The sequence below is a fragment of the Actinomadura sp. WMMA1423 genome (assembly GCF_006547145.1).
Lineage (GTDB): Bacteria > Actinomycetota > Actinomycetes > Streptosporangiales > Streptosporangiaceae > Spirillospora.
In genome coordinates this window covers 390,829-406,410 of sequence record NZ_CP041244.1, presented here as the reverse complement: position 1 = coordinate 406,410, position 15,582 = coordinate 390,829, and the positions used below count along the sequence as shown (strand labels likewise).

The 15,582-nt window shown below is 74.7% G+C and carries 12 protein-coding genes, 1 pseudogene and 1 riboswitch; of the genes and pseudogenes, 10 read left to right on the top strand and 3 right to left on the bottom strand.

The window, feature by feature from the left end; translation table 11 throughout:
- Positions 1-15: 15 nt before the first annotated feature.
- The gene (locus tag FKD65_RS01995) at positions 16-1,356 is read right to left on the bottom strand and encodes a PLP-dependent aminotransferase family protein (protein ID WP_141575705.1); all 1,341 of its coding nucleotides are present in this window, start codon (positions 1,354-1,356) and stop codon (positions 16-18) included.
- Between the two features lie 92 nt (positions 1,357-1,448).
- Here FKD65_RS01995 and FKD65_RS01990 point away from each other — a divergent pair, with 92 nt between their 5' ends.
- The 8 genes from FKD65_RS01990 (at position 1,449) to FKD65_RS01955 (ending at position 7,405) form a co-directional block, all read left to right on the top strand.
- On the top strand, positions 1,449-2,084 hold the full coding sequence (locus tag FKD65_RS01990; protein ID WP_141575703.1) for a LysE family translocator: 636 nt from the start codon (positions 1,449-1,451) through the stop codon (positions 2,082-2,084).
- A 68-nt stretch (positions 2,085-2,152) separates the two neighbouring features.
- Positions 2,153-3,082, top strand: a complete 930-nt coding sequence (locus FKD65_RS01985) for a DUF881 domain-containing protein (protein WP_141575701.1) — start codon at positions 2,153-2,155, stop codon at positions 3,080-3,082.
- A gap of 22 nt (positions 3,083-3,104) precedes the next feature.
- Positions 3,105-3,437 (top strand): small basic family protein, encoded by a 333-nt coding sequence (locus FKD65_RS01980; RefSeq protein ID WP_141575699.1) that lies wholly within the window; start codon positions 3,105-3,107, stop codon positions 3,435-3,437.
- Complete coding sequence (locus FKD65_RS01975; protein ID WP_141575697.1) at positions 3,434-4,243, top strand: DUF881 domain-containing protein; 810 nt, start codon at positions 3,434-3,436, stop codon at positions 4,241-4,243. The genes FKD65_RS01980 and FKD65_RS01975 overlap by 4 nt, the downstream gene beginning before the upstream one ends.
- Before the next feature lie 304 nt (positions 4,244-4,547).
- Positions 4,548-5,078, top strand: coding sequence for an FHA domain-containing protein (locus FKD65_RS01970; RefSeq protein ID WP_141575695.1), 531 nt, complete (start codon positions 4,548-4,550; stop codon positions 5,076-5,078).
- Between the two features lie 39 nt (positions 5,079-5,117).
- The gene (locus FKD65_RS01965) at positions 5,118-5,849 is read left to right on the top strand and encodes a MerR family transcriptional regulator (RefSeq protein WP_141575693.1); all 732 of its coding nucleotides are present in this window, start codon (positions 5,118-5,120) and stop codon (positions 5,847-5,849) included.
- Between the two features lie 142 nt (positions 5,850-5,991).
- Positions 5,992-6,462 carry a bifunctional nuclease family protein gene (locus tag FKD65_RS01960; protein ID WP_067468341.1) on the top strand — a complete coding sequence of 157 codons (471 nt, stop codon included), beginning with the start codon at positions 5,992-5,994 and terminating at the stop codon, positions 6,460-6,462.
- A gap of 337 nt (positions 6,463-6,799) precedes the next feature.
- The gene (locus FKD65_RS01955; RefSeq protein WP_141575691.1) at positions 6,800-7,405 is read left to right on the top strand and encodes a MerR family transcriptional regulator; all 606 of its coding nucleotides are present in this window, start codon (positions 6,800-6,802) and stop codon (positions 7,403-7,405) included.
- A gap of 11 nt (positions 7,406-7,416) precedes the next feature.
- Here FKD65_RS01955 and FKD65_RS01950 read toward each other — a convergent pair whose 3' ends face one another.
- A complete protein-coding gene (locus tag FKD65_RS01950) occupies positions 7,417-9,894 on the bottom strand; it encodes a lysylphosphatidylglycerol synthase transmembrane domain-containing protein (protein ID WP_240809934.1) in 2,478 nt (825 codons plus the stop codon).
- 270 nt (positions 9,895-10,164) lie between these two features.
- A riboswitch (glycine riboswitch) is annotated at positions 10,165-10,260 on the top strand.
- Positions 10,261-10,433: 173 nt separating this feature from the next.
- On the opposite strand from FKD65_RS01950, the gene gcvP reads away from it, so the two are divergent.
- Together gcvP and FKD65_RS01940 are read left to right on the top strand one after the other, a co-directional pair.
- The gene (gene gcvP / locus FKD65_RS01945; protein WP_141575688.1) at positions 10,434-13,307 is read left to right on the top strand and encodes an aminomethyl-transferring glycine dehydrogenase; all 2,874 of its coding nucleotides are present in this window, start codon (positions 10,434-10,436) and stop codon (positions 13,305-13,307) included.
- 210 nt (positions 13,308-13,517) lie between these two features.
- On the top strand, positions 13,518-14,636 hold the full coding sequence (locus FKD65_RS01940; RefSeq protein WP_141575687.1) for a lipopolysaccharide assembly protein LapB: 1,119 nt from the start codon (positions 13,518-13,520) through the stop codon (positions 14,634-14,636).
- A 101-nt stretch (positions 14,637-14,737) separates the two neighbouring features.
- Here the strand turns inward: FKD65_RS01940 and tnpA are convergent.
- A pseudogene (gene tnpA / locus FKD65_RS01935) lies at positions 14,738-15,079 on the bottom strand (IS200/IS605 family transposase); the annotation flags it as partial.
- Between the last annotated feature and the right edge of the window lie 503 nt (positions 15,080-15,582).

Below are 15,582 nucleotides of genomic sequence, written 5' to 3'. Positions count from 1 at the left end.
CGCGGCGGATTCCGGTCAGTCCGGAGCGTCGTCGTCGGGGTGGCCGGCCGCGATCCCGGCGAGGGTCCGCAGGGCGCGCTCCAGGACGTCCGGCGGCGGGGAGGCCAGGCCGAACCGGACGGCGCGCGGGGCGGCGCCCCCGCCGACGACGAACGCCGCGGCGGGCGTGACGGCGATCCCCCGCCGTGCCGCCGCCGCCACGAACGTCTCCGCCCGCCAGTGCCGGGGCAGCTCCCACCAGCAGAAGTACGAGGCGGGGTCGGACCGGACGTCCGCGCCCTCCAGGCACCCGGCCGCGATGCGCTGCCGGGACGCGGCGTCGGCGCGCTTGGCGCGGGTGACCGCCTCGACCGCCCCGCCCGCGATCCAGCCCGTGGCCGCCTCCAGCGCGAACCCCCCGGGACCCCAGGCGCCGGAGCGGAGCGCGGCGGCGACCCGTCCGGCGAGCGCGGGCGGCGGGACGGCGAAGCCGAGGCTCAGGCCGGGGGCGAGGCGCTTGGAGAGGCTGTCGACCAGCACGGTCCGGTGCGGGGCGTGCGCCGCCAGCGGCTCCGGCCCGGCACCGGGCAGGAACGACCAGATGCGGTCCTCGACCGCGTGCAGGCCGAGGCGCTCCAGCGCGCCCGCCAGCTCGGCGCGGCGCTCCTCCGGCATCGTCGTCCCGCAGGGGTTGTGCAGCGTCGGCTGGACGTAGACGGCGCCGAGGGGGGCGGCGCGATGGGCGTCCTCCAGCGCGTCCGGGCGCAGCCCGTGCCCGTCCATCGCGATCGGGACCGGCGTCACCCCGAGCCTGGACGCGATCCCCTTGATCACGGGGTAGGTCAGCGCCTCGACGCCGAGCCGGCCGCCCGCCGGCACGAGCGCCGCCACGGCGCCCGCGATGGCCTGGCGGCCGTTCCCCGCGAACAGGACCTCCTCCGGGGCGGGCCGCCGGCCGGAGGTGGCGAGCAGCGCCGCCGCGGCCTCGCGGGCGGCGCCGGTGCCCGCGACCCCGGTGGGCCCGAGCGCGCCGCCGAGGACGTCCGGACGGCGCAGGCGCTCCAGGCCCGCGGCGAGCAGGGCGCCCTGCTCGGGGACCACCGGGTAGTTCAGCTCCAGGTCGACGCGCGCCGCCGCCGGCTCGGAGAGCGCGGGCCCCGGCGGGCGCTCGGCCGCGCGGACGAAGGTCCCGCGCCCGACCTCCCCGACCACGAGCCCGCGCCTGGCCAGCTCCCGGTACACCCGGTTCGCCGTCGAGCCCGCGATTCCCCGGCGCCGCGCGAAGGCGCGCTGCGGGGGCAGCCGCTCGCCCGGGCGCAGCCGGCCCGCGGAGATGTCGGCGGCCAGCTCGTCCGCGACCCGTCGGAAGTCGTCCATGCGAACCCCATATTGCACCGAGAGCAATGTTTTTATTGCTTCGAGCTTACTGCGACTTCTAGCCTGGAAGAACACTGAACGACTGGAGCGCAATGATCTCGTACGCGGCCGTCGCGGCCATCGCCCTGTTCGCCCTCGGCCTCGTGCTCACTCCGGGGCCCAACATGATCTACCTGGTGTCGCGGTCGGTGACCCAGGGCCGCCGGGCCGGGCTGATCTCGCTCGGCGGCGTCGCCGCGGGCTTCCTCGTCTACGTCGCGGCCGCCACCGCGGGCCTCACGACCGTGTTCACCCTCGTTCCGCCGCTCTACGCGGCGATCAAGATCGCCGGCGCCTGCTACCTGCTGTGGCTGGCGTGGCAGACGCTGCGGCCGGGCGGCACGACCGCGTTCACGCCCGCGGACCTGCCCGCCGATCCGCCGCGCCGGCTGTTCACCATGGGGCTGGTCACCAACCTGCTCAACCCCAAGATCGCCGTGCTGTACGTGTCGCTGCTGCCGCAGTTCGCCGACCCGGACCGCGGCAGCGTCGCCGCCCAGATCCTGCTGCTCGGCGCCGTCCAGGTCACGATCGCCGTCACCGTCAACGCCCTCATCGTGCTCGGTGCCGGATCCATCGCCGCCTTCCTCGTGCGCCGCCCCGGCTGGCGGCGGGCCCAGCGGTACCTGATGGGCTCGGTGCTGGCCGGCCTCGCCCTCCACATCGGCCTGCGCCCCGCGGCCACCTGATCCGGCGCGCGGGCCTCCCGGGGCGAGGCGGCCCGCGCGGATTTGCAGGTCCTTGCCATGATGGGCCGGTGATCGCACGACAGGACACGCCCGGCGGCCCGGACGAGCCGCCGCGGGAGCGGGACAGGCCGCCCGGGTGGCGCCGCCCCGACGCCTCCATGTCGCTGCTGGCCGACCTGTTCGCCGGCAGGCACCTCGACCCGGGCTACGCCGAGGCCGCGGCGCGCCGGGCGGCCTCCGGCGCCACCGGACCGGCGCGGCGGCGGCCGCGGGGCGCGGGCGTCCTGCTCGTCCTCACCCTCACCGGGGCGCTGGCCGCCGTCGCGGGCCTCGAGGTGCGCCGCGGCGAGCCCGTGGCCGCCGAGCGGCACTCGGAGCTCGTCGACCAGATCCACGCCCGCACCGCCGAGACCGACGCACTCCAGCGCCGCCTCGTTCGGCTGCGGTCCGACACCGAGCGCCGGCGGGCCGCGGCGCTCGCCCGCAGCGCCGAGGGCCGCCGCGTCCGCCGGGACGTGGGCGCGGCGGGCGCGGCGGCGGCCGCCGTGCCCGCCTCCGGCGAGGGCCTGGTCGTCACCCTGGACGACGCGCCGCGCGGGGCCCCGGCCGGGCACGCCGCGCCGGGCCGCCGCGCCGACGGGGGCCGGGTCTATGATCAGGACCTCCAGGTCCTGGTGAACGGGCTGTGGGCGGCGGGCGCGCGGGCCGTCGGCGTCAACGGCGAGCGGCTCGGCCCGACCACCGCGATCCGCGCCGCCGGCGAGGCGATCCTGGTCGACTACCGGCCGCTCGGCGGGCCCTACGAAGTGACGGCGCTCGGCGACCCGGGGCGGTTGCGGGAGGCCTTCGCCGGCTCGCCCGCCGACCGGCGGCTCGCCGCGCTGCGGGACCGGTTCGGGATCAGGTACGACACGCGCCGCTCGGACGCGGTGCGGCTGCCCGCCGCGGTCGCGACCCGGCCGCGGTACGCCGTGCCCCGCGAGGGGGGCGGCCGGTGAGCGGGGGAGGGGTGGTCCGGAGATGATCGCGCTGATCGGGCTCGTGATCGGCGTGACGCTGGGCTTCCTGCTCCAGCCGGACGTCCCGCTCTGGCTCCAGCCCTACCTGCCGATCGCGATCGTGGCCGCGCTCGACGCCATGTTCGGCGGGGTCCGGGCCCGGCTGGAGGGGATCTTCGACGAGAAGGTCTTCACGGTCTCCTTCGTCAGCAACACCGTCATCGCCGCTCTGATCGTCTTTCTCGGCGACAAGCTCGGCGTCGGCTCGCAGCTGTCCACCGGCGTCGTGGTCGTCCTCGGCATCCGGATCTTCTCCAACGCGGCGGCCATCCGGCGGAAGCTCTTCGGCGCATGACCGGCGGCACGCGGCGCGACGGGACCGCGCGCGAGGAGGAGCGGCCGCCGGACGAGGAGCAGGCGACACAGGAGCCGGTGCCTGAGGGAGAGCGGGCTCACGAGGAGGAGCGGCCCCCGCCGGAGCCCGGAGGGGTGCGGGCCCTCGCCGGCCTCCTGCGCCCGCGCGTCAGCCCGGGTCAGCTCATCGGCGGGCTGCTGTGCCTCGTCCTGGGGTTCGCGGTCGCCGCCCAGGTGGGCTCGAACGAGCGCGACACCACGTTCGCCACCGCGCGGCAAGACGAGCTGGTCGGCATCCTGGGCGATCTGGGCCAGCGCTCCGAGCGGCTGAGGGGCGATCTGCGCGACCTGGAGGAGACGAAGGCCCGGCTGGAGCGCGACGCCGAGGGGGAGACGGCCCTTCAGGAGGCGCGCGAGCGGGCGAACACCTACGGCCTCCTGGCCGGCACGCTCCCCGCCGAGGGCCCGGGGATCGAGCTCCGGATCGACGACCCCGGCCACCGCGTGAAGGCCCTCGACCTCCTGGACGCCCTGGAGGAGCTCCGCGACGCCGGAGCCGAGGTCGTCCAGGTCGGAGACGTGCGCGTCGGCGTCGACACGCACTTCCTGGACGACCGCGACGGCATCCGGGCGGACGGCAGGCTCCTCGCCTCCCCGTACCGGTTCCTCGCCATCGGCGACCCGCACACGATGACGACGGCGCTCAACATCCCGGGCGGCGTCGTCCGCACGCTGGAGGGGGCGGGGGCCCGCGTCCTGATCGCCCGGCGCGCGAAAGTGACCGTCGGCGCGGTACGGTCTCCCTAGAGGGGACGGGGGGAGACGGTGGAACGCGCCGGTCGGCGCGTCTGATCGCGGCCGACCGCGCGGCGGCATGGACCTGCGATCACCGGCGAATGTAGTTTGGTGCAGCCGGTTCACCGTTCCAGTTGACCCTTCGGGTCATACCCGCGTAAGTTGCGGCGACCGCCGCGCGTGCGGGTGGTGAGTAGGACCGTTGCCGGGGGCGGATCCCCGGTGTGGGTTGGGTGAAGGATGCGCGTGGCGCAGGCGGCCCCCGCTACGGCGGGTCCGCGGGCGGCACGCCGATGGTAGGAGGCCGAGCCGATCGATGCCGAGCGTCTACTGCACGCAGTGCGGTCACGCCAACCCGGATGATGCCCGCTTCTGCTCGAACTGCGGCACTCCGCTGAGGAGTTCGGCGCCGCCGCCTCCCCGGGAGTCGCCGGGCGAGTCCACGTCCACGATCTCCATCGGAGGGTTCGAGGCGCTGGACACCGATGCCGGCGCCGAGGAGCCGGTCGGGCCCGACCAGATGGCGATGGAGGCGCTCCCCCCGGGCACGGCGCTGCTCGTGGTGAAGCGCGGCCCCAACGCCGGCAGCCGCTTCCTGCTCGACAAGGACCGCACCTCCGCCGGGCGGCACCCCGAGAGCGACATCTTCCTGGACGACGTCACCGTGTCCCGCCGGCACGCCGAGTTCGCCCGCCAGGGCGGCGCGTTCTCCGTGCGCGACGTCGGCAGCCTCAACGGCACCTACGTCAACCGGCAGCGGATCGACCAGGCCGGGCTGTCGGGCGGCGACGAGGTCCAGATCGGCAAGTTCCGGCTGGTGTTCCTCACCAACCCGGCCCACGGCTGACGGAACGCGGCGAGGTCGCGGCGAACGATGGGAGGGCCCTTGAACGCGGAGCCGGCCCGGTCCCCGATGACGATCGGGGACGTCCTCGGGCTGCTCAGGCCCGAGTTCCCCGACATCACGATCTCGAAGATCCGCTTCCTGGAGTCCGAGGGGCTGGTCGAGCCGGAGCGCAGCCCCTCCGGGTACCGCAAGTTCTGCGACGCCGACGTCGAGCGCCTGCGGTACGTCCTCACCGCGCAGCGCGACCACTACATGCCGCTGCGCGTCATCAGGCAGCACCTGGAGGCGCGCGACCGCGGCGAGAGCGCCCCGCCGCTCGGCGCCCCCCGCCAGGGCCCCGCCGAGCCGGACCGGCGGCGCCCACGCACGCTCGTGGCCGCCGACACCACCGCCCCTGACCCCGCCGTCCGGCTCACCCGGCGCCAGCTCCTGGACGGCGCCGGGATCGACGAGGCGCTCCTCGCCCGCCTCGAGGAGTACGGGCTCGTCCGCCGGACCGGCGCGCACTACGAGGGCGAGGCGCTGAACATCGCGCGCGTGGCGGCCGCGCTCGGCGAGTTCGGCTTCGAGGTCCGGCACCTGCGCGCCGTCAAGGCCGCCGCCGACCGCCAGGTCGGCCTGATCGAGCAGATGGTCGCGCCGCAGCTGCGCCGCCGCAGCCGCGGCGCGCACGAGCAGGCCGCCGAGGCCGCGCGGGAGATCGCCGCGCTGTCGGTCCGGCTGCACGCCGCGCTGGTGGGCGCGGGTCTGCGCGAGAGCCTCGACCGCTGAGCACGCCGCCGGCGGAGGATTTTCCCGCCCCCCGTGCGCCGCGAGCCGTCCGAGCCTGGGTGTACGTTGGCTACATGGTTCGGTCAGGAATCGATCCGCTGCACGTGGTGATCGAGACAGCGAGAACCAGCAGGGAGCCGCAGTGAAGCAGATGGAGGTCGTCGGCGTCCGGGTCGAGATGCCCTCCAATCAGCCGATCGTCCTGTTGAAGGAGACGGAGGGCGATCGCTACCTGCCCATCTGGATCGGGGCGGTCGAAGCGACCGCGATCGCCTTCGCCCAGCAGGGGGTGCTGCCCGCCCGGCCCCTCACCCACGACCTGTTCCGCGACGTCCTGGACGCCCTCAGCGTCCAGCTCCGCACGGTCAACATCACCGCGCTCCGCGAGGGGATCTTCTTCGCCGACCTGATCTTCTCCAACGGCGTCGAGGTGAGCGCCCGGCCGTCCGACTCCATCGCCCTCGCCCTGCGCACCGGCGCGACGATCTTCGCCAGCGAGGACGTTCTGGAGGAGGCCGGCGTCGCCATCCCCGACGAGCAGGAGGACGAGGTCGAGAAGTTCCGCGAGTTCCTCGACACGATCTCCCCGGAGGACTTCGGCCGGGCCGGATAGGCCCGCTTTCGCCCTGACCCGCCGGTTGAGCGCCTCCTGTGGTGGTGCCTGTGGCGAATGTCACTCTGGACGGTGAGTTCGTGCGATGGGGCGATTGGTCGCCCATTGGGTCGGACCTGGCGGTTTTTGCGGGGGAACCATCGGGGTATGGACTGCGTGTGTGGCGAAGGTGTGCAGTTTGCCCATGTGAAGCCGGTTCATCCGGGCATGCGACGCGCCGACGATGAACGTTGACCACACCCTGACCGGCACCTACCGTGCTGGTGGAACACCCGTGGTGTAATTCGTCAAACCCCCTTGACGAACCGCTGCGGGATGATAGAAGCCGGAGGTCCGCGTGGCGGTGAGCAGCGGCGAGGGCAAGGCGACCCCCGACAGGCGCGTGGCGTCCCGCCGTGCCGGAGAGCAGGGCCTGCTCTTCGACACCCAGGTGTCCGCGCCGCCGGAGGATGTCGGCTACCGCGGCCCGACGGCGTGCGCCGCGGCTGGGATCACCTACCGGCAGCTCGACTACTGGGCCCGCACCAAGCTGGTGGAGCCCAGCGTGCGGTCGGCGCAGGGGTCGGGCAGCCAGCGGCTGTACAGCTTCCGCGACATCCTCGTCCTGAAGGTCGTCAAGCGGCTCCTGGACACCGGCGTCTCGCTCCAGCAGATACGCACGGCCGTGACCCACCTGCGCGACCGCGGCGTCCAGGACCTCGCCCAGATCACCCTGATGAGCGACGGCGTCAGCGTGTACGAGTGCACCTCCCCGGACGAGGTCGTCGATCTCCTCCAGGGCGGGCAGGGCGTGTTCGGCATCGCGCTCGGCCGGGTGTGGCAGGAGGTGGAGGGCAGCCTGGCGGAACTACCGGGTGAGCGCGCCTCCACCGGCGACGCCGACCCCGCCGGGCACCCCTACGACGAGCTGGCCGACCGGCGGCGCGCCCGCCGCACCGGCTGACCCCCGACCCCTCAGAGAGCCTCCTTGCGCTGCAGGAAGGCGAACGCCCCCCAACCGGGCAGCACCGGCAGCCACAGGGTGAGGAGCCGGTAGAGCAGCACCGCCGACGTCGCGGTCTCCGCCGTCAGCCCCGAGATCGTCAGAGCCAGGGTGAGGGCGCCCTCGACGGCGCCGAGCCCGCCCGGCGTCGGCGCGGCCGACCCGACCGCGTTCGCGGTCAGGAACACCAGGACCACCGTCGTCCACGGCAGCGACCCGCCGAACGCCCGGATCGACGCGTCGAGGCACAGTGAGAACGCCAGCGTCAGCAGCAGGGTGCCGCCCATCCCGGTGGCGAGCTTGCTCGGCGACTGCAGGACGTCCACGAGGCGCGGCACCACGCCCGAGAACATCGCCCTCAGCCGCGAGGCGACGACCCGCCGCACCCGCGGCACCGTCAGCGCGAGCCCCGCGAGCAGCCCGAGCCCCAGCACCGCGAGCACGATCGTCCGGGACGGGGCGAGGTCCTGGGTCGCCTTCGCCGTCGACCCCGTCAGGAAGCCGAACAGCACCAGCAGCAGGATGTGGATGACCATGCCCACGAGCTGGGACGCGCCCACGCTCGCGACGGCGAGGGTCGGCCGGACCCCCGTGCGCTGCAGGTAGCGCGTGTTGACGGCGACGCCGCCCACCGCCGCCGGCGCGACCAGCTTCACGAACGACGCGGCCAGCTGCACCAGGACCGTCCGCGACAGCGGCAGCCGCTCCGGGACGAACCCCATCAGCATGAGCGCGGCGGCGACGTAGGTGAGCGCGGCCGCCCCGAGCGCCGCCGCGACCCAGTGCCAGCTCGCCGTGGCCGCCAGATGGCCGATGTCCAGGCTGGTCACCTGCGGGATGACGATGTACGCCGCGACCGACAGCGCCACGATGCTGACGATGGTCCGGGGCCGGAACCGCTCCAGCTTGGCCGGGGCCGCCTCCGTCTCCGGCTTCAGCCGGACGATCTGCTCCCGGATGCGGGTGAGCAGCTCCTTGTCGTGCCGCAGCGCGGTGCGGGTCGCCCGGGACAGCGCCACCCGCTGGAGCAGCGGCACCGCCCCGCCGAGCGCCTCCTCGCCCAGCACGGACGCCGCCGTCCGCACCGCCCGCTCCGGCCCCGCCCGCAGCGCCAGGGTCGTGAGCAGCTGCGCCAGGTCCAGGCGCAGCGCGAGGTCGCCCGCCGCCGTCTCGCCCGACCGCAGGTCGGTGAGGTAGGCGAGGCCGTCGTCGCCGACCAGGACCGCCCCGCCCTCCAGCCGCCGGTGCGCGAGCCGCCCGGCCTGCAGCGCCCGGAACTGCCGCCACACGTCCGTCAGCAGCGCGTCCGTGACCTCCTCGCGCGGGACGTCCCCGAGCCGCCGCCCCGGCACGTGCCCGTAGGCCAGCAGCGCCGCCTCGGTGCCGACCTCGCACGTGCCGACGATGCGCGGCGTCCGGGCGCCCGCCGCGTCCACCGCGTACGCCATGAGCGACTCGAGCTCCAGGGACCGGCGGAGCGAGCGCAGCGTCCGCCCGGTCGTGTCGCCGCGCAGCCGCAGCAGCCGCCAGACGCGGTAGAGCAGCCCGGCGGTCTGCTGGTCGCGGTCGAGGACGCGGACCTCCACGTCCCACTCGCCGTGCGGCCCGCGCTCCACCGGGAGCCGGGCGCCGGCCCCGTCCCGCGGGAAGGCCGCGAGGACGACTCCGTAGCGGCGCGTCCCGTCGGCGGCCTCGCCCGTGCCGTCCAGGCGCGCCGCCCGCTCCGGCCGCAGGCCGAGCCGCTCCAGCGCGGCCGCCACGGTCCTGCCGGACGGGCGCGGGTTCGGCGTCCCGACCGCGTAGAGGGTGCCGTGGCCGATGGCGCGGCCCAGCAGGTAGGTGGCCGCCAGCGCGGCGACGGAGGCGTAGGACGCGGTCAGCCCCGTCAGCGCGGCCAGGCCGATCATGGTCCAGGTCGCGGCCTGCCAGCGGGCGCGGCCCGCCATCCCGACCGCGCTGACGAACGCGATCACCGGCGCGATGTCGGTGTGCACGGGGGCGGTCTCGGTGCCGCCCCAGATCAGCGAGTCCAGGACGCCCCCCGGCGCGGCCCGCACCACCAGGTCGTCCAGGCCCACCGTGACGCCGAAGGCGATCATCGCGGCCAGCAGCGCGATCGCGACGCGCGTGCCGTCCTTGTGGAACAGCCGCTCGATCGCGAAGGCGATCGGCACGGCGAGCACCCCGAAGCTGGACACCAGGGTCGCCAGCGTGAGCAGCGGCCGCGGCGCGTGCGCGGTGCCCTGCGCGATGTCGGTCTGCAGGCCGTGCGTGGTCTGCTGCGCGATCGACACCAGCAGCATGACCGCCGCCAGCGCCACGACGGACGCCGCGAACCTGATGGCGTCGGACGGGCGGCGGATCCGGTCGGGCTGGGCGGGCTCCTCGACGGGGATACCGGCGGCCGCCCCCTGCGCCGGGCGCACCGCGCCGTCGTGGGTCTGTGTCACGCCGTACCGCCGCTCCGGCCATCGGTCATCGTGGCCAGCGTCCCAGACCCGGCGGCGCGCCGTCGAGTCGATGGGCCGCCGCCGGGACGCGCGTCCATCCCGCAGCCTCATCTCCCCGCCCCCGTGCGGCCCGAGCCCCTCCCGTCCCAGGTGGGTGAGCACATGGTACTCGCCGGTAGGCCTCCCGCGACGGAGGGCACGGGCCTTGCGGCGGGCCGGAACGCCCCCGTGGACGCGCCTTTGGGTAGGGTTCGTCCTAGGACATGCCGTCGACCCTGTGCGGGAGAGACCCCACGCCGCCAGCGCGGGGCGCCGAAGGGGCAACATCCCCGGAACCTCTCAGGCAAAAAGGACCGCTCGGGCGAGGCACCTCTGGAAAGCAGGCGTCGGTCCCCGCGGACGGGGAAGGCGGCTCACCGAAGGGGAAACCCCGCTGCGCGCGGGTGAAGCTCTCAGGTGCCGATGACAGAGGGGGAGACCCGGCCGCCGGCCCGTGCCGTCGGCCCACCTGAGCGACCGCAGCAGCCAGGAGGCCCTCCATGACCGCCCAGTTCTTCGCCCCCGTGGCCGCGCCGCAGCATCCCCGGTCGGCGTTCGCCGACCGCCATGTGGGCCCCTCGCCGGCCGACCAGGCGAGGATGCTGGCCGCCATCGGCTACTCCGGCGCCGAGGCCCTGATCGACGACGCGGTCCCCGCCGCCATCCGCACCTCCCGGCCGCTGGACCTGCCGCCCGCCCTGAGCGAGACCGCCGCGCTGGACCGGCTCCGCGAGCTGGCGTCCCGCAACACGGTCCTGACGTCCATGATCGGGCTCGGCTACCACGGGACGACCACGCCCGGCGTGATCATGCGGAACGTGCTGGAGAACCCGGGCTGGTACACCGCCTACACGCCCTACCAGCCGGAGATCTCCCAGGGGCGCCTCGAGGCCCTGCTGAACTTCCAGACGATGGTCGGCGACCTGACCGGGCTGCCCGTCGCGAACGCCTCCATGCTGGACGAGGGCACCGCCGCCGCCGAGGCGATGGCCCTCGCGCACCGCGTGTCCAGGCGCAAGGAGCCCGGGTCGTTCCTCGTCGACGCCGACGCCCTCCCGCAGACCGTCGAGGTCGTCCGGACGCGCGCGGTCCCGCTCGGGATCGAGGTGGTCGTCGCCGACCTGTCCGGCGGGCTCCCGGAGGGCGACTTCTTCGGCGTGCTGCTCCAGTACCCGGGCGCGTCCGGCGCCGTCCGCGACCTGGAGCCGGTCATCGCGCAGGCCCACGAGCGCGGCGCGAAGGCCGTCGTCGCCGCCGACCTCCTCGCGCTGACGCTGCTGCGCCCGCCCGGCGAGGCCGGCGCCGACATCGCGGTGGGCTCCGCGCAGCGCTTCGGCGTCCCCTACGGGTTCGGCGGCCCGCACGCCGGCTACATGGCCGTCGGCGAGGGCATCCAGCGGCAGCTCCCCGGGCGCCTGGTGGGCGTGTCGGTCGACGCGGACGGCGCCACCGCCTACCGGCTGGCGCTGCAGACCCGCGAGCAGCACATCCGCCGCGAGAAGGCCACCAGCAACATCTGCACCGCGCAGGTCCTGCTCGCCGTGATGGCGAGCATGTACGCGGTCTACCACGGCCCCGAGGGGCTGGCCGCGATCGCGCAGCGGACGCACCGCCGGGCCGCCGAGATCGCCGCGGGGCTGCGCGCCGGCGGTATCGAGGTCGTGCACGACGCGTTCTTCGACACCGTCCTCGCCCGCGTGCCAGGACGCGCCGCCGAGGTCGTCGCGGCGGCCCGCGAGCGCGGGATCAACCTTCGCCCCGACGGGCCCGACCGGGTCGCGGCCGCCTGCGACGAGACGACGCTGCCCGAGCACGTCGCGGCCGTGCTGGAGGCTTTCGGCGCCCCGGCCGCGGCGGGCGACGCCCCCGAGTCGTTCCCGGACGCCCTGCGCCGCGAGAGCCCCTACCTGACCCACCCGGTCTTCCACGCGCACCGCTCCGAGACCGCGATGCTGCGCTACCTGCGCAGGCTCCAGGACAAGGACATCGCGCTCGACCGCTCCATGATCCCCCTCGGCTCCTGCACCATGAAGCTGAACGCCACCGCCGAGATGGAGCCGATCACCTGGCCGCAGTTCGCCGACCTCCACCCGTTCGCGCCGATCGACCAGGCCGCGGGGTACGTCGAGCTGATCGGCGAGCTGGAGGACCGCCTCGCCGAGATCACCGGGTACGCGAAGGTCTCCGTCCAGCCGAACGCCGGCTCCCAGGGCGAACTGGCCGGCCTGCTCGCCATCCGCGGCTACCACGCCTCCCGCGGCGAGGAGCGCCGCGACGTCTGCCTGATCCCCTCCTCGGCCCACGGCACCAACGCCGCCAGCGCCGTCATGGCCGGGATGCGGGTCGTCGTCGTCGCGTGCGACGAGGGCGGCAACATCGACCTCGACGACCTGCGCGCCAGGCTCGAGCGGCACGGCGACCGGCTCGCGGCGATCATGGTGACCTACCCGTCCACGCACGGCGTCTTCGAGGAGACGATCACCGAGGTGTGCGCGGCCGTGCACGAGGCCGGCGGCCAGGTCTACGTCGACGGCGCCAACCTCAACGCCCTCGTCGGCCTGGCCCGCCCCGGCGAGTTCGGCTCGGACGTCTCCCACCTCAACCTGCACAAGACGTTCTGCATCCCGCACGGCGGCGGCGGGCCCGGCGTCGGCCCGATCGGCGTCCGCGAGCACCTGGCCCCGTTCCTGCCCAACCACCCGCTGCGCGAGGAGGCCGGCCCCGGCACCGGCGTCGGCCCCGTCTCCGCGGCCCCGTGGGGATCGGCCGGCATCCTGCCGATCTCCTGGGCCTACATCGCCATGATGGGCCCGGACGGCCTGCGCGCCGCCACCGAGGGCGCGATCATCGGCGCCAACTACCTCGCCGCCCGCCTCGGCCCGCACTACCCGATCCTGTACACCGGCCGGAACGGCCTCGTCGCGCACGAGTGCATCGCCGACCTCCGCAAGATCACCAAGGAGACGGGGATCACCGCCGAGGACGTCGCCAAGCGCCTCATCGACTACGGCTTCCACGCCCCGACCCTGTCGTTCCCCGTCGCGGGGACCCTGATGATCGAGCCCACCGAGTCCGAGGACCTCGCCGAACTCGACCGGTTCTGCGACGCCATGATCGAGATCCGCCGGGAGATCCGGCGCGTGGCCGACGGCGGCTACGACGCCGAGGACAACCCCCTCAAGAACGCCCCGCACACCGCCGCCTGCCTCGTCTCCGACGACTGGAAGCACGCCTACACGCGCGAGGAGGCCGCCTACCCCCTCCCGTCCCTGCGGGAGAACAAGTACTGGCCCCCGGTCCGCCGCATCGACCAGGCCTACGGCGACCGCAACCTCGTCTGCTCCTGCCCGCCCCCGGAGGCGTTCGAGGACTGAGTCGGACCGTGTGTTCGGGTCGTCGGGGGCCGAGGTGGCGGCCGGGCGCCGTTCGCGCCTTCGCCGGGGCTCGGCGCCCGCGAAGATCATGGGGGCGGCTCCGGGGACGGATTTGTGATCATGGCGGGGATTTCGGGGTGTCGGGGCGGGACGGGGGCGGGGGCCTGTCGCTACGCTTCTGCTGATCCCGAACCAGAGGGCAGAAGAGCGATGAGCGAGTCCCTGGACGCCGTGTCCGACGACGCGGCGCGACTGTGCGAGGAGGCCCGCGGCCTCGCCGAGAACGGTGAGGCGGAGCGGGCCGCGCTGCTGTTCGAGAGGGTGCTCGCGCTCGGCGACACCCCCTTCCGCGCGCGGGCCGCGCTCGGGCTGGCGGTCGTCCTCGACGACGCCGGGCACGTGGAGCGGGCCCGGGAGGCCGACCGCGCCGCGATCGCCACCGCCGACCCCGAGTACGGGCCGCGCGCCGCCTACCACCTGGCGCTCACGCACGAGCGGGTCGGCGAGCACGAGCGGGCCGCGTCCGCCTGGCGGGTCGTGGTCGACTTCGGCAACCCCGCCTACCTCCCGCCCGCCCACCTGGCCCTCGCCCGCGGCGCCGACGACGCCGGCGACTTCGACACCGCCCGCGGCCACTGGGAGGCGGTGATCGCGACCGGGGACGCCGAGTACGGGCCGCCCGCCGCGCACGACCTCGCGCAGCGGCTGCTGGAGCGCGACGAGCCCGCGCGGGCGCAGCGGATCCTGACCGCCGGGCTCAAGCTGATCGACCGGGCCGCCGCCCCCTACGCCTACGCGCGGCTCGCCGTCGCGCTCGGCATCTCCTACCTCGACCAGGCGATCGGCGCGTTCGGCGCGGCGCTGGGGGAGGAGCCGCCCGACCCGGAGGTCGGCCCGCTGGCCACCGAGCTGCTGGCGCGGACGCTGCCGCTGCGGGGGCGGGGCGCCGAGGCGGGCGAGGTGTGGCGGCGGGGCCTCGCCGACCCCGGCACCGCGGGGCAGGTGCGGGCGCGGCTGCGCCGCGACTTCGGCGACGCCGAGGACGACGGCGACCCCGGCGACCTGTGGTGGGAGCCGGTCGTCGAGCAGGCCGTGTCGGACGGGACGCTCCCGGCCCTGACCGGTGAGGCGTTCGGGGCCCTCGACCACATGTACGCGCTGCTCGCCGCCCGGTACGCCGAGCGCCGGGAGGGCGAGCCGCACGAGACCCTCGGCAGGGCGGTGCGGGTGCCGAGCGGGTACCAGTGGGGCCCGCTGCTGCACGAGAGCTTCGCCGAGCGGTTCCGCCTGGCGATGGGCACGCCCGTCCCCGACTGGACCGAGGGCTAGCTACCGGAATGCGGGCCAGTGCTCCGGTCTTCAGGCCGGGGGTGAAGGCCCGCGCTGGGGTGGGCCGGCAAGGTCCGAGCGGTGCCTTGAGTTGGACGGTTCTGCTGGTCGATGTACTGCCTCACGGCGCTCAGCGGTGCTCCGCCGACGGTGCCCGCGAAGTACGAACCCGACCACAGCTTGTTGGCCCGGTAGTAGTGCGGCACGAGGTCGGGGAACTCCTGCCGCAGCCGCCGTGAGGAGACGCCCTTGAGGCTGTTGACCAGGCGGGCCACGGCCATCTTGGGCGGGTGGTTGACGAGTAGGTGGACGTGGTCGTTCTCGCCGTTGAACTCGACCAGCTCGGCCTGGAAGTCACGGCACACGTCCCGCATGATCGCTTCCATGCGGGACAGGTGCCGGTCGGCGAACACCTCATGCCGGAACTTGGTCACGAAGACCAAACGGGCTGCGCCTGCGGCAGCAAGCCCGCGAGGGGGGCTTGCCGTACGTGTCGGACGCCGAGTTGTCCAAGCAGGTCATCACGCTGGCCAAGGCGACCCCGCAACGGGCGTGGCTGGGCGAGGTGTCGTCGGTGGTGCTGCAGCAGGCCCTCGCCGACCTCAACACCGCGTACCGCAACTTCTTCGCGTCGGTCTCCGGCAAGCGCAAGGGCCGCAAGGTGGCCCCGCCCCGGTACCGCTTGCGCAAGGACAACCGGCAGGCCATCCGTTTCACCAGGAACGCCCGGTTCAAGGTCCTGGACAACGGCCGCTTGCGGCTGCCGAAGATCGGCGACGTAGTGGTGCGCTGGTCCAGAAGTCTGCCGTCCGAGCCCACCTCCGTCACAGTGGTCAAGGACGCGGCCGGGCGGTACTTCGCCTCGTTCGTCGTCACGGCCGAGGACCAGGCCCTGCCGCGGGTGGAGTCGGAGGTCGGCATCGACCTGGGCCTGACGCACTTCGCG

What these genes read in the sequence shown, in the direction of transcription:
- FKD65_RS01995 (WP_141575705.1), bottom strand. Translation starts at nt 1,356, where the DNA reads ATGGACGACTTCCGACGGGTCGCGGACGAGCTGGCCGCCGACATCTCC.
- FKD65_RS01990 (WP_141575703.1), top strand. Translation starts at nt 1,449, where the DNA reads ATGATCTCGTACGCGGCCGTCGCGGCCATCGCCCTGTTCGCCCTCGGC.
- FKD65_RS01980 (WP_141575699.1), top strand. Translation starts at nt 3,105, where the DNA reads ATGATCGCGCTGATCGGGCTCGTGATCGGCGTGACGCTGGGCTTCCTG.
- FKD65_RS01975 (WP_141575697.1), top strand. Translation starts at nt 3,434, where the DNA reads ATGACCGGCGGCACGCGGCGCGACGGGACCGCGCGCGAGGAGGAGCGG.
- FKD65_RS01970 (WP_141575695.1), top strand. Translation starts at nt 4,548, where the DNA reads ATGCCGAGCGTCTACTGCACGCAGTGCGGTCACGCCAACCCGGATGAT.
- gcvP (WP_141575688.1), top strand. Translation starts at nt 10,434, where the DNA reads ATGACCGCCCAGTTCTTCGCCCCCGTGGCCGCGCCGCAGCATCCCCGG.
- FKD65_RS01940 (WP_141575687.1), top strand. Translation starts at nt 13,518, where the DNA reads ATGAGCGAGTCCCTGGACGCCGTGTCCGACGACGCGGCGCGACTGTGC.